Below are 13057 nucleotides of genomic sequence, written 5' to 3' on the forward strand. Positions count from 1 at the left end.
CCGATCGGACCCGGCCGGGAGGCAGCGCCCCCGGCGCCGGGGCGATGACCGCCGCCCGCGTACCCCGCGGACCTGAACCGGCGAGCCATCGTGGAGTACCGACGCATGACCTCCTGCACCGCCGTGCCGTTCCGGCACGGCCTGTTGTCCATTTCCGCCGCCGCCGTCGCCTGGGGGGCGGGCGGAGCCGTGGCCGCGCTGCTGATGCGCACCAGCGGGCTCGGCCCGGTGGCCGTCTCCTGCTGGCGCTTCGGCGTCGCGGCGCTCTGTCTGGCACTGCTGCCCTCGGGGGCCGGGCGGGCCTCCGGCGGCGGGCGCGGCTCCGCCGTGCTGACCGGCCTCGGGCTGGCCGTCAGCCAGTGCGCCTACTTCGCCTCCGTGCACTGCGCGGGGCTGGGGCTGGGCACCCTGGTCACCATCGGGGCGGGGCCGGTGCTCACCGGCCTCGGCGGGCACCTGCTGCTCGGCGAACGCCTCACCGGGCGGGCGGTGGCCGCCGTCGCGCTCGCCCTCGGCGGGCTGGCCCTGCTGGTGGCGTCCCCGGCCGCCGGGCCGCGGCCGGTGCTGGGCGTCGGCCTGGCGGTGGTCGCGGGCGCGGGCCAGAGCGGGCTGACCCTGTGGGCCCGGGCCGGCGGGTCGGCCCGGGCCGACCGGGGCGCCTTCGTCACCGGCCTGCTCTGCCTCCTGCCGTTCGCGGCCTTCCAGGGCGTGCTGCCCAGCACCGGGCAGCCGGCGCTGACCGGGGGAGCGCTGCTGTTCCTCGGGACGGTGCCCACGCTGCTCGCCTACCGGTGGTACTTCTCCGGGCTGACGGCCGTCCCGGGCACCACCGCCTCGGTGCTGGTGCTGCTGGAGCCGGCCACGGCGGCGGTGATCGGCGTGCTGTTCCTCGGCGAGCCGGTCACCGCGGGCCTGGTGGCCGGTTCGGCGCTGCTGCTGGCCGCGATCGCGGCCCTGGCCCGCGCGTAGCGGGCGGCGCGGGCGGCGTGGCGCGGCGGCGTGCACCCGGGCGGGCGAGCTGTGGTCGCCGGGGGCGCGCCGCCGTGCTGTCGTGGGCCGCATGATGACCTCACGCGCGGCCCGGGTGGCCGTCACGACCGCGACCGCCGTCCTGCTCGCCGCCGGGGCCGCGGCCCCCACCGCCTCGGCGGCGGGGGCCGCCCGGCGCGACGTCACCGCCGCCACCTGCCGGGCTGCGGGCGGGCACGTCGAGGGCAGCGGCTACTGCGTGGACGCCGGTGGGGTGGACGCCTGGGGGGCGGAGATCGACGGCCAGGCGGTCAACCCGAACCCGCGCCCCGGGTTCGAGTGACCCGGCCGGTTCACGGCACCGGCCGGAGCGTCACCGGCGCCGGGGTCAGCGCCCGCAGCACCAGGTCGATCCTGACCTTGGCGGCGCCGGCCCGATGCAGGGCGGCGGCGACCGCCCGCAGCTCCTCCGGCCCCGTGCAGGCGAGCCGCAGCTCCAGGTCGGCGTCCCCGGCGAGCGCCAGGCCGCTCTGGACCGCCGGGAACTCCGCCGCCAGCCGGTCGAAGTCCAGCGGCACCGGCCCGTGGCTGATCCGGGCGATGGCGTGCAGCGCCCGGACCTGCTCCGGACGGCCCGGAGCGGGTTCGAAGCCGTCCGGGACGAGCTGTAGCGGGGCCGTCACCGGTGCTGGAGGCGGGCGGTCGGGGTCGCGGTCGGGGCCGTGCCGGGGGCGGCCCCGACGGTGGCGGGGGTGGTGACCGGCGGGGCGACCAGCCCCGGGTCGAGCACCAGGGTGTCGACGCCGAGCGGCCGGGTGAGGTTGCGCAGCGCGGCCTCCCCGAGTTCGGTCCAGGCCTGGTCCGGCCCCAGGAGGGCGGCGAGGGCCTCGGGGCTGGAGAAGCCGACGGCGCAGCGGACGCCGTTGCGCATGCGGAAGAGGCGGAGGGCGGCGGTGCTTCCGGTGCCGGTGGTGGTGACCGGAACGTGCCAGACGACGCAGGCCATGCGGATGCTCCCGAGTGGGGTGGTGGTTGCTGCCGGAACTGCTCGTCCCGACGCTAGGCCGGGTCCTGCCGGACCGCGCCGGTCCTGACGCAGCGTTGACCGAATGGGGTGGTGCGTTGACGCACTCCTGACACCCGGCTCACCCGATTGGACTACACCAGTCCCGCGTCGGCCCGAACTCGGCCCGAACGGTGTCGTACAACCGCCCCAACCCCGCCCGTCCCGTACGGCTCCGGAGCGCTCCGCTTGCCGTGCGCCGCGCACCGGACCACGGTGGATCCGGCCGCCGGTCGCGCCCCGCGCGGGCTCCCGGATCCGACCGGCGCGCGCTCCGGGGCGGGGGGAGGTGGAGAGTGGGGCCCGGGACGAGATATCTTGACGTCAAGACGTTGGAGACGTGAAGCGGAGTTTCGATGACTGACTCGACCATCATCTATACGCACACCGACGAGGCTCCGGCCCTGGCGACCTACTCGTTCCTGCCGGTGGTCCAGGCGTACGCCTCGACGGCGGGCGTCCGGGTGGAGACCCGTGACATCTCCCTGGCCGGGCGGATCATCGCCAGCTTCCCGGAGCGTCTGACCGAGGCCCAGCGGATCGGCGACGCCCTGGCCGAGCTCGGCGAGCTCGCCAAGACCCCGAGCGCCAACATCATCAAGCTGCCGAACATCTCGGCCTCGGTGCCGCAGCTCAAGGCCGCCATCGCCGAGCTCCAGGCCCAGGGCTACGCCCTGCCGGACTACCCGGACGAGCCGCGCACGGCCGAGGACGAGGACGTCCGCGCCCGCTACGACAAGGTCAAGGGCAGCGCCGTCAACCCGGTCCTGCGCGAGGGCAACTCGGACCGCCGGGCCCCGCAGTCGGTCAAGAACTACGCCAAGACCCACCCGCACCGGATGGGCGCCTGGAGCTCCGACTCCAAGACCAACGTCGCCACCATGGGCGAGAACGACTTCCGCTCCACCGAGAAGTCCGCCGTGATCGCCGCCGACGGTGCCCTGCGCATCGAGCTGGTCGGCCAGGACGGCGCCACCACCGTGCTGCGCGAGAAGGTCCCGGTGCTGGCCGGCGAGGTCGTCGACGCCTCGGTGATGCGCGCCGCCGCCCTGAACGACTTCCTGGCCGCCCAGGTCGCCCGGGCCAAGGCCGAGGGCGTGCTGTTCTCGGTGCACCTCAAGGCCACCATGATGAAGGTCTCCGACCCGATCGTCTTCGGCCACGTCGTCCGCGCCTTCTTCCCGCAGACCTTCGCCCGCTTCGGCGACGCGCTGGCCGCGGCCGGCCTGAACCCGAACAACGGCCTCGGCGGCATCCTGGCCGGCCTGGACGCGCTGGAGAACGGCGCCGAGATCAAGGCCTCCTTCGAGGCCGAGCTGGCCGAGGGCCCGGCCCTGGCCATGGTCGACTCCGACAAGGGCATCACCAACCTGCACGTGCCGAGCGACGTCATCGTCGACGCCTCGATGCCGGCCATGATCCGCACCTCCGGCCACATGTGGGGCCCGGACGGCCAGGAGGCCGACACCCTCGCGGTGCTGCCGGACAGCAGCTACGCCGGCGTGTACCAGGCCGTCCTCGACGACTGCCGCGCCCACGGCGCCCTGGACCCGGCCACCATCGGCTCGGTCCCGAACGTCGGCCTGATGGCCCAGAAGGCCGAGGAGTACGGCTCCCACGACAAGACCTTCGAGATCGCGGCCGCCGGCACCGTCCGCCTGGTCGACGCCGAGGGCAACGTGGTGCTGGAGCAGGCCGTCCAGCCCGGCGACATCTTCCGCGCCTGCCAGACCAAGGACCTGCCGATCCAGGACTGGGTCAAGCTGGCCGTCACCCGCGCCCGCGCCACCGGCGACCCGGCCGTGTTCTGGCTGGACGCCGAGCGCGCCCACGACGCCGTGCTGATCGAGAAGGTCAAGGCGTACCTGCCGCAGCACGACACCACCGGCCTGCAGATCGAGATCAAGTCCCCGGTCGAGGCCACCAAGTTCTCGCTGGAGCGCATCCGCCGTGGTGAGAACACCATCTCGGTCACCGGCAACGTCCTGCGCGACTACCTGACCGACCTGTTCCCGATCCTGGAGCTGGGCACCAGCGCCAAGATGCTGTCGGTCGTCCCGCTGATGGCGGGCGGCGGCCTGTTCGAGACCGGCGCCGGCGGCTCCGCCCCGAAGCACGTCCAGCAGCTGGTCAAGGAGAACTACCTGCGCTGGGACAGCCTGGGCGAGTTCTTCGCGCTGGCCGCCAGCTTCGAGCACCTGGCCTCCACCACGGACAACGCCCGCGCCCAGGTGCTGGCCGACACCCTGGACCGCGCCACCGGCACCTTCCTCAACGAGGACAAGTCGCCGAGCCGCCGCCTCGGTGGCATCGACAACCGCGGCAGCCACTTCTACCTGGCCATGTACTGGGCCCAGGAGCTGGCCAAGCAGACCGCCGACGCCGAGCTGGCCCAGGCCTTCGACGCGCTGGCCAAGGCGCTGACCGAGCAGGAGAAGGCCATCGTGGACGAGCTCATCGCCGTCCAGGGCTCGGCCGTCGACCTCGGTGGCTACTACCAGCCGGACCCGGCCAAGGCCGCGGCCGTGATGCGCCCGTCGAAGACCTTCAACGAGGCGATCGCCAACCTCGGCTGACACCCTTCGGGTTGACGCACCGGGAGGCCCCCGGGACCGCTGCGGCGGGCCCGGGGGCCTCCTCGCATCTCCACCGGGCCCGCCGGGCCGCCGGACCGGGCGGCGGGCGCCCGTGGCCCGGTCAGGCCAGGCCGAGCACCACTCCCGCCCCGGTCAGCAGCAGGACGGCGGCGCCGTTGGCCCGCGGCAGGGCGAGGGCGGTGCCGACCGCCTCGCGCAGCAGCTGGTACGGGCCGTGGGCGAGCGGACCGTCCGCGCCGAGCACCCGCGCGGGGGCGCCGGCCCGGCGCGCGGCCAGGGCGGAGCGGACGGTGTGGAAGCCGCTGGTGATGACGGCGCAGCGGTAGCCGGGGTGCTCGGCGGCCATCAGGGTGGCGCTGAACCGCAGGTTCTCGGCGGTGTTCACGGCCCGCTCCTCACGCCGGATCCGCTCGGCCGGGACGCCCCGGGCGACCAGGTAGCGGGCCATCGCGCCGGCCTCGGTGCAGTCCTCGTGCGGGCCCTTGCCGCCGGTCACCAGCACCAGCGGCGCGTGCCCGGCGGCCTCCTCGGCGGCGAATCGTTCCAGCGCGGCGTCCAGCCGGGCCGCCAGGGTCGGCGCGGGCTCGCAGCCGTCCAGCGCGGCCCCCAGGACCACCAGGTAGTCGGCCCCGGCGGGCACCGGGCGGCGGCGCTGGAACAGCGCGCAGCCGAGGAAGCCGAGCAGCCAGAGCAGGACGTACCCGCCGAGCAGGACGGCGGGGAGGAACAGGGCGTGCATACCCCTCGAACGCGCCCGGGGGAACGACCGTTCCACGACATGACGGAGCCCACGTCCTCCGGGGGCGTGGGCTCCGGGTGTTCCGGGCGGGCCGGGTGTTCTGGGCGGGCCGGGCGCTGCGGGCGGGCCGGGGCTCAGCCGGCGTCGGCCGCCGGGGTGGCGGTGGGCGCGGCGGCCGGGGCGGCGGCCGGGCGCTGGCCCTTCTTGTGCAGCGAGGCCAGGTAGGCGTTGTACGCCTCCAGCTCGGCGTCGCCGGTGCGCTCCTCGGAGCGGTCCCGGCGGCGGGCCTGCCGCTGCTCGGAGCCCATCCACTGGTAGACCAGCGCGATCAGCACGATCGCGGTCGGGATCTCGCCGAACGCCCAGGTGATGCCACCGGCCAGCTTCTGGTCCTCCAGCAGGTCCGTGCCGGGTGGTGCGCTCTGGACGGTGAAGGTGGTCACCAGCGGGTGGCTGGCCATCATCACCGCCACGCCGAAGAAGGCGTGGAACGGCATCCCCATGAACAGCTCGATGATCCGCATCACGTGGCCGGGGCGGTGCGGGCCCGGGTCGACGCCCATGATCGGCCAGAAGAAGGCCAGACCCGTCATGAGGAAGTGCACCATCATGAAGATGTGCCCGAGGCGGTACTGCATCAGGAAGTCGAACGCGGGGGTGAAGTAGACCCCGTACAGGCTGGCGATGAACATCGGGATGGTGAACGCCGGGTGCGAGATCACCCGGACGTACCGGCTGTGCAGCAGCGCCACCAGCAGCTCGCGCGGACCGCGCGGCCGGCCCTTGCCCGCCGGGCGCAGCGCGCGCAGCGCCAGCGTGATCGGGGCGCCGAGCAGCAGCAGGATCGGCGTCAGCATGGACAGCACCATGTGCTGGATCATGTGCGCGCTGAACAGCACCATGCCGTAGTCGTTCAGCCCGCTGCAGGTGACCAGCAGCAGGCTGGCGACGCCCGCGACCCAGCCGACGACCCGGCCGACCGGCCAGCGGTCGCCGCGCCGGTACAGCCGGACCACGCCGGTCAGGTACAGCGCCAGCGCGACCAGGCCGCCGAGCAGGAACACCCAGTCCGGGGACCAGGTCCAGACGTTGGAGAGGGTGAACGGGCCTAGTGGGGTCATCCCGCCGTGGTGGTGCATTCCTGACATTCCGTCGCCCATCGGCGGGTCCCGCTTTCCGTTATTGTGGTCCCCACTGGGGGTCCGGTTCGCCCGTTTTGCTTGGCATACAGCCTAGGTGGGCCTTACCCCGGGCGTGCCGCCGCCCCCTCCGTACGGGTGGCCCGGCCGGTGGGCGGGGTGGTGGGCGGGGCGGTGTCGGGCCGGTGGGCGGGCCGGTGTCGGGCGAGGGTTCGGGCGGGCCGGGCGTCGCTAGACTGACCGGCCGGTCGGCAGGGAGGAATCAGGCATGGCGGCGGCACAGCGGCCCGTGGTCGCGCTCACCGGGGCCACCGGGTTCATCGGATCGGCCGTACGGGAGGCCCTCGTGGCGCGCGGCGTGCCGGTGCGGGCCCTGGTGCGCGGGGAGCCCGTCGCGGACGGGCACACCGCCTGGGTGCCCGGCGACCTCGCCGACCGCTCCGCGCTGGACGGGCTGTGCGCGGGTGCGGGGGTGCTGCTCCACCTCGCCTCCCAGGTCACCGGCGGCGAGGAGGAGTGCGCGGCCGTGAACGACCGGGGCACGGCGGCCCTGATGGCGGCGGCCACCCGGGCCGGGATCGGGCGGATCGTCCACCTGTCGACCACGGCGGTGTACGGCGGGGGCCCGCACACGGACCTCGGGGTCGGCGGGGCGCCGACCGCGCCGCTGTCGGCGGCCAGCCGCACCCGGCTGCTCGGCGAGGGGCACGCCCTCGCCGCCGGTGCCGCGGTGCTGCGCCCGGCCCTGGTCACCGGGACGGGCGACCGCTGGGTGGTGCCCGCCCTGGCCGAGCTGGCCCGCAGGGTCCCGGGCCGCTGGGCGGGCGGCGCGGCCCGGCTCTCCCTGGTGGACCGGACCGACCTGGCCCGGCTGATCACCGGGCTCGCCCTGGACGCCCCGGAGCGGGTGACGGGCGTCCACCACGCGGCCCACCCGGACCCGGTCCGCAGCGGCGAGCTGCTCGACGCCCTCTCCGGGCTCGGCCTGCTGCCCGCCCAGGACGGCCCGGCGCTGACCTGGGCACAGTGCCGCCGACAGCTCGCCGCCGTGCCGGGCCCGGTCTCCGAGCGCCAGTTCGCCATGGTCGCCCGCGACCACTGGTACCGCAGCGACGCGGTCTGGCGCCTCGCCGCCTGCCCGCCCGGCCCGGGCCCGCTGGCCCGCCTCGCCGGGGCGGCGCCCTGGTACCGGACGGCGCTGGGGCTGTAGGGCGTCGCAGGGTCGTAGGGCGGGTCGGGGTCGTAGGGCGGGTCGGGGTCATAGGTCGGGTCGGGGCCGCAGGAGCGCGTCAGGGCTGGAGGCGGCGGGCCCGGGCCTCCAGGAAGCGCTGCTCGGCGAGGCTCGCGGTGGCCTTGGCCGCGCGGCGGTAGTGGTCGTACGCGGCCGCCCGGTCGCCGGAGCGTTCCAGCAGGTGGGCCCGGACGGAGAGCAGCCGGTGGTGGTCGGCCAGGCGCCGGTCGGCGTCCAGGGTGGCGAGCAGGTCGAGGCCGGCCCGCGGGCCGTTCAGCTCGGCGAGGGCGACGGCGCGGTTGAGGGTGACCATCGGGTTGGGGGCGATCCGCTCCAGGATCAGGTAGAGCGCGTGCACCTGGGCCCAGTCGGTCCGGTCCGCGGTGGCGGCGTCGGCGTGGGTGGCGGCGATGGCGGCCTGGAGCTGGTACGGGCCCAGGGCGGGGCCGGCCAGGGCGGCCTTGGCGAGGGCGGTGCCCTCGTCGAGCAGCGGGCGGTCCCAGCCGGTGCGGTCCTGTTCGGCCAGCGGGACCAGGTCGCCGGTGGCGGTGGTGCGGGCGGCCCGGCGAGCGTGGGTGAGCAGCATCAGGGCGAGCAGCCCGGTCACCTCGGAGTCCTCGGGCAGCTGGGCGTGCACGATCCGGGCCAGCCGGACGGCCTCCTGGGCGAGGTCGGTGCGGTGCAGCTCACTGCCCGAGGAGGCGGTGTACCCCTCGTTGAAGATCAGGTAGAGCACGTGCAGGACGACCCGCAGCCGTTCCTCGCGCTCGGCGCCCTCGGGGAGGGCGAAGGAGCTGCCGGCGGCCCGGATCCGCTGCTTGGCCCGGCTGATCCGGGCCGCCATGGTGGCTTCCGGCACCAGGAAGGCGCGGGCGATCTCGGCGGTGGTCAGGCCGCCGACGGCGCGCAGGGTGAGCGCGGTCTGGGAGGCGGCGGTGAGCGCCGGGTGGCAGCACAGGAACAGCAGCACCAGGGTGTCGTCGGTGTCCGGCACGTCCTCGGGCAGCACCTCGGCGGCCGTGGTCGCGTGCTCGCGCTCGCGGCGGGCGCGGTCGCTGCGGATCCGGTCGACCAGCCGCCGGGAGGCGACCGTCACCAGCCAGCCGCGCGGGTTGTCCGGTACGCCCTCCTCGGGCCACTGCACGGTGGCGGCGAGGACGGCCTCCTGGACGGCGTCCTCGCAGCCCTCGAAGCGGTCGTACCGTCGTACCAAGGTGCCGAGGACCTGCGGCGTGAGTTCACGCAGCAGGCCCTCGAAGTCCGGTGCCGTCATGCCTCCAAGTGTCCGTCGGAGAACATCACCTGGCGCACCTCGACGCCCAGCCCCTCGATCGCCGCGTCCGGGATCCGCGCGGCCAGTTCGACGGCCCGCTCCTTGTTGTCGCAGTCGAGCAGGTAGAAGCCGCCCAGGAACTCCTTGGCCTCCAGGTACGGGCCGTCGGTCACCACCGGCCGGCCGTCCCGGACGGTGACCACGGCGGCCTGCGACGGGTCGACCAGCGCCTGGGTGAGGATCAGTTCGCCGGAGGCCTTCAACTCCTCGATGAACGCGCCGTGCCCGGCGCCGATCGCGGCCTTCTCCTCGTCGGTCAGCGCGTCCAGCACGGCCGGGTTGATGTGCAGGCTGATCAGGAACTTCATCGCGTCCTCCTCGTCGTGGGCGGGCCCCGTGCGGGCCCCTCGACCGTACGGTCGGAGCCGGGGCCGCCGTCTTGACATCCCCGTCGGAGAAATCTCCCACGGGTTTCGTCGCCCCCCTCGGGTCTCTCCCATCCGTCGGGTCTCTTCCCGTCCCCCGGTGCTCCGACGTCAAGAAGTCCCCGGCCGCTCCGACCGACCGGTGCGAGGAACCCGGTGCGGGGAACCCGCGACGAGAGACGACGAGGAGCACGCGATGAGAGCCGACCGGGCCCGGCTGGGGCTGGCCCTGCTGATGCTGCCGACCCTGGTGGTCGCGATGGACATGACGGCGCTGCTGCTCGCCCTGCCGAGGCTGAGCGCGGACCTGGGCGCCTCCGCCGTCGAACAGCTGTGGATCAGCGACGGCTACGGGCTGATGGTGGCCGGGCTGGTGATCACCATGGGCACGCTGGGCGACCGGATCGGCCGTCGACGCCTGTTGCTCATCGGCGCGGCGGCCTTCGCGGTGCTGTCGGTGGTCGCCGCCCTCGCGGTCGACCCGCTGATGCTGATCGTGGTCCGGGCCCTGCTGGGCGTCGCCGGGGCCACGCTGGCGCCGTCCACGCTGGCGCTGATCACGAACATGTTCCGGGACGACCGCGAGCGCGGACGGGCCGTCGCCGTCTGGGCGACCTGCCAGTTCGCGGGCGGTGCGCTGGGGCCGGTGCTGGCCGGACTGCTGCTCCGGTCCTTCTGGTGGGGGTCGGTGTTCCTGGCCGCCGTCCCGGCGATGGCGCTGCTGCTGGCCGCCGGGCCGTTCCTGCTGCCCGAGTTCCGCGGCGGGGAGGTGGGGCGGCCGGACCCAGCCGGGGTCGGGCTGTCGCTGGCGGCGGTGCTGCTGGTGCTGTACGGCGTCAAGCAGTTGCCGGTCGGGGGCGCGACCGGCGTCCCGGCGGCCGCCCTGCTGCTCGGCACCGGCGTCGGCTACCTCTTCGTCCGGCGTCAACGGGGGCTGGAGCAGCCGTTGTTGGACCTGGGACTGCTGCGCAACCGGCTGTTCGCGGCGGTGCTGGTCTCGCTGGTGCTGGCCGGGACGGCGATGGCCGGTACCGGACTGCTGGTCACCCAGTACCTCCAGAGCGTGCTGGGCCGCTCGCCGTTCGCCTCGGCCGTGCTGTTCGCGCCGATGGGCCTGGCGGTGGCGGCCGGCACCCTGGCCGCGCCGCGGCTGCTCGGCCGGGTGCGGCCGACCACCGCGATCGCCGGCGGCCTGGCGCTCTCGGCGCTGGGCGCCCTGCTGCTGGTCGCCGTGGACGGGGGTTCGGGCTCGCTGCCGCTGGTGATGACCGGCAGCGCGGTGCTGGCGCTCGGCACCGGGCCGCTGTTCGCCCTGGGCACCGGGCTGGTCCTCGACTCGGTGCCGCCGGAGCGGGCGGGCTCGGCGGCGGCGATGTCGGAGACCGGCAACTACCTCGGCGGCTCGCTCGGCTTCGCGGTGCTCGGTACCGTCGCCGCGGCGGTCTACCGCGACCGCACGGGCGGCGGCCCCGACTCGCCGGCCGCCGCGGTCGAGGCGGCCCGGCACCTGCCCGCCGAGCAGGGCGCCGCACTGCTGCGCGGCGCGCGCTCGGCGTTCACGGCCGGGCTGCAGGTGAACGGCCTGATCGCCGCCGCACTGTTCGCCGGGCTCGCGCTGCTGGCCCTGGCGGTGCGGCCGGCGGTACGGCCGGCGGGGGGAGTGGCCGGGGAGACGGCAGGGGAGGGGGCCGTGGAGGAGGCCATGGAGGAGGCCGGGGAAACGGCCTCTACCCGGCCCGGGTGAACGGCCGGTGCGGGGGCGGCGGTGGTGTCCGCCGCTTCCCGGCGGGCGGTAATGATCATGGAGTGATCCTTGGTAGCGTCGGTCGCGGTGCCGCTCAACTGCGGCTCAGCACCATCGACATGAGAGAGCATCACATGGCCCCCAGGACCATCCGCCGTGCCGTCATCCCCGCCGCCGGGCTGGGCTCCCGCCTGCTGCCGCTGACCAAGGCCACCCCGAAGGAGATGCTGCCGGTCGGCGACAAGCCGGTGATCGAGCACACCGTGCGCGAGCTGATCGAGAGCGGCATCACCGACATCACCATCGTCGTCAACGGCGACAAGGGCCTGATCCAGGAGCACTTCCGCCCCAACCCGGTGCTGGTCGAGCAACTGCGCCGGGACGGCAAGGCGGCGTTCGCGGACGCGGTCGAGGAGGTCGGGGAGCTGTCCCGCAAGGGGCACATCAGCTACCTCTACCAGCACGGCCCGTACGGCAACGGCACCCCGGTGCTCAACGCCGCCCGGCACTTCGGGGACGAGCCCTGCCTGGTGCTCTGGCCGGACGACGTGTTCGTCGCCGAGGTGCCCCGGGCGCAGCAGCTGATCCGGGCGTTCGAGCAGACCAACGCGCCGGTGCTGGCGCTGATGCCGATGGCGCCCGAGGACTCCTACCGCTACGGCGTCCCGGTGGTGAAGGAGGACCTCGGCGGCGGGTCGCTGCGGATCACCGGCCTGGTCGAGAAGCCCAAGCCGGCCGACGCCCCCTCCGGGTACGCCGCCATCGGCGGGTACGTCATCACCCCCGGCATCGTCGACGAACTGCGCGAACTCACCCGCCGCTGGCACGAGAAGCCCGAGGACGAGGTCTACCTGACCGACGCCATCAACGCCTACGCGGCCCGCCGCGCCGTCTACGGGCAGGTCATCGCCGGCACCTGGTACGACACCGGCAACCCCGCCGCCTACCTGCGGGCGCAGTTCGCGGCGGCCCTCGCCAACCCGGAGTACGGGCACGAACTGCGGCAGCTGGCGGCGGAGTTGGCCCCGGCCGAGTAGGCGGGCCGGGGCCGGGGCCGCTGTCGGTCAGCTCCGGTCGTGGTCCCCGGTGGCGCCGTCGGTGAGTTCGCGCAGGATGTCCAGGTGCCCGGCGTGCCGGGCGGTCTCGGTGGCCATGTGGATGAGCACCCAGCGCAGCGAGACCGTCCGGCCCGACCAGGAGGTGCCGGTGGACTCCAGGTCGAGCTCCTCGATCACCTCGTCGGCGGCGGCCCGGGCGCGGGCGTAGAAGGCCAGCACCTCCGCCGTCGACTCGTGCGGCTCGATCCGCATGTCGGAGCTCTCGTCCGCGTCGAGGTCGAACGGCAGCGGCCCGGTCTCCCGGCCGAAGGTCTCCCGGAACCAGCCGAGTTCGGCGCCGGCCAGGTGCTTGACGAGGCCGAGCAGGCTCGTCCCCGAGGGCGTCATCGGCCGCCGCAACTGCTCGTCGTCCAGGCCCTGGACCTTCCACACCACCACGTCCCGGTGCCGGTCCAGGGCCGTGTGCAGGCTTTCCTTCTCGCCGCCGGTGAACGGCACGGTCTTGATCATGCGCGGGACGCTAGCAGACCCCTCCGCCCCCTTCGGTCAGGGCCCGGGGACGAGGGTGTTCTCGTTGGTGCGGCCGGCGGCGTAGTCGTCGATGTTGCGGGCGGTGGCGTCGATGATCTGGCCGACGGCGGTGCGGGTGAAGTAGGCCTGGTGGCTGGTGACCAGGACCTGGGGGAAGGTGACGAGGCGGGCGAGGACGTCGTCGGTGATGCCCTGGACGGAGCGGTCGGTGAAGAAGACGCCGGTCTCCTCCTCGTAGACGTCCAGGCCGACGCCGGAGAGGCGGCCGGCGCGCAGGGTCTCGACCAG

General features: G+C 74.7%; 13 protein-coding genes and 1 pseudogene. 6 read left to right on the forward strand and 8 right to left on the reverse strand.

All coding sequences use genetic code 11. The features are described from left to right. The first annotated feature begins 105 nt into the window (after positions 1-105). Positions 106-969, forward strand: a complete 864-nt coding sequence (locus ACFY2K_RS19320; RefSeq protein WP_387712720.1) for an EamA family transporter — start codon at positions 106-108, stop codon at positions 967-969. A 91-nt stretch (positions 970-1060) separates the two neighbouring features. After that, positions 1061-1312 (forward strand): hypothetical protein, encoded by a 252-nt coding sequence (locus ACFY2K_RS19325; RefSeq protein ID WP_360237083.1) that lies wholly within the window; start codon positions 1061-1063, stop codon positions 1310-1312. 10 nt (positions 1313-1322) lie between these two features. Here the strand turns inward: ACFY2K_RS19325 and ACFY2K_RS19330 are convergent, their stop codons facing one another. Beyond that, entirely contained in the window at positions 1323-1652 is a 330-nt protein-coding gene (locus tag ACFY2K_RS19330; protein ID WP_375885950.1) for a hypothetical protein, read from the reverse strand. Then, positions 1649-1975 (reverse strand): SAV_915 family protein, encoded by a 327-nt coding sequence (locus ACFY2K_RS19335; RefSeq protein ID WP_375885953.1) that lies wholly within the window; start codon positions 1973-1975, stop codon positions 1649-1651. The genes ACFY2K_RS19330 and ACFY2K_RS19335 overlap by 4 nt, the downstream gene beginning before the upstream one ends. A 413-nt stretch (positions 1976-2388) precedes the next feature. On the opposite strand from ACFY2K_RS19335, the gene ACFY2K_RS19340 reads away from it, so the two are divergent. Then, entirely contained in the window at positions 2389-4608 is a 2220-nt protein-coding gene (locus tag ACFY2K_RS19340) for an NADP-dependent isocitrate dehydrogenase (protein ID WP_380526075.1), read from the forward strand. 121 nt (positions 4609-4729) lie between these two features. Here the strand turns inward: ACFY2K_RS19340 and ACFY2K_RS19345 are convergent, their stop codons facing one another. Both ACFY2K_RS19345 and ACFY2K_RS19350 read right to left on the reverse strand, forming a co-directional pair. Continuing rightward, entirely contained in the window at positions 4730-5368 is a 639-nt protein-coding gene (locus tag ACFY2K_RS19345; RefSeq protein ID WP_380526073.1) for a YdcF family protein, read from the reverse strand. Positions 5369-5502: 134 nt separating this feature from the next. After that, positions 5503-6507 carry a cytochrome c oxidase assembly protein gene (locus tag ACFY2K_RS19350; RefSeq protein WP_380526071.1) on the reverse strand — a complete coding sequence of 335 codons (1005 nt, stop codon included), beginning with the start codon at positions 6505-6507 and terminating at the stop codon, positions 5503-5505. 268 nt (positions 6508-6775) lie between these two features. Between ACFY2K_RS19350 and ACFY2K_RS19355 the strand changes: the two genes are divergently transcribed. Continuing rightward, positions 6776-7717: an NAD-dependent epimerase/dehydratase family protein gene (locus tag ACFY2K_RS19355; protein ID WP_380526069.1), complete on the forward strand. Its 942-nt coding sequence runs from the start codon at positions 6776-6778 to the stop codon at positions 7715-7717. A gap of 79 nt (positions 7718-7796) precedes the next feature. Here ACFY2K_RS19355 and ACFY2K_RS19360 read toward each other — a convergent pair whose 3' ends face one another. Continuing rightward, complete coding sequence (locus ACFY2K_RS19360; protein WP_380526068.1) at positions 7797-9011, reverse strand: RNA polymerase sigma factor; 1215 nt, start codon at positions 9009-9011, stop codon at positions 7797-7799. Continuing rightward, complete coding sequence (locus ACFY2K_RS19365) at positions 9008-9379, reverse strand: YciI family protein (protein WP_375885966.1); 372 nt, start codon at positions 9377-9379, stop codon at positions 9008-9010. The genes ACFY2K_RS19360 and ACFY2K_RS19365 overlap by 4 nt, the downstream gene beginning before the upstream one ends. A 253-nt stretch (positions 9380-9632) precedes the next feature. On the opposite strand from ACFY2K_RS19365, the gene ACFY2K_RS19370 reads away from it, so the two are divergent. Both ACFY2K_RS19370 and ACFY2K_RS19375 read left to right on the forward strand, forming a co-directional pair. After that, entirely contained in the window at positions 9633-11180 is a 1548-nt protein-coding gene (locus ACFY2K_RS19370) for an MFS transporter (protein ID WP_387712728.1), read from the forward strand. Positions 11181-11314: 134 nt separating this feature from the next. Beyond that, a complete protein-coding gene (locus ACFY2K_RS19375; RefSeq protein WP_375886200.1) occupies positions 11315-12217 on the forward strand; it encodes a UTP--glucose-1-phosphate uridylyltransferase in 903 nt (300 codons plus the stop codon). 27 nt (positions 12218-12244) lie between these two features. Here the strand turns inward: ACFY2K_RS19375 and ACFY2K_RS19380 are convergent, their stop codons facing one another. Continuing rightward, a complete protein-coding gene (locus tag ACFY2K_RS19380; protein WP_360237055.1) occupies positions 12245-12748 on the reverse strand; it encodes a DinB family protein in 504 nt (167 codons plus the stop codon). A gap of 36 nt (positions 12749-12784) precedes the next feature. Continuing rightward, positions 12785-13057, reverse strand: a pseudogene (locus ACFY2K_RS19385) (2-hydroxyacid dehydrogenase); the annotation flags it as partial.

Origin of the sequence: Kitasatospora sp. NPDC001309 (assembly GCF_042896295.1) — a bacterium.
In the GTDB taxonomy this organism is placed as follows: domain Bacteria; phylum Actinomycetota; class Actinomycetes; order Streptomycetales; family Streptomycetaceae; genus Kitasatospora.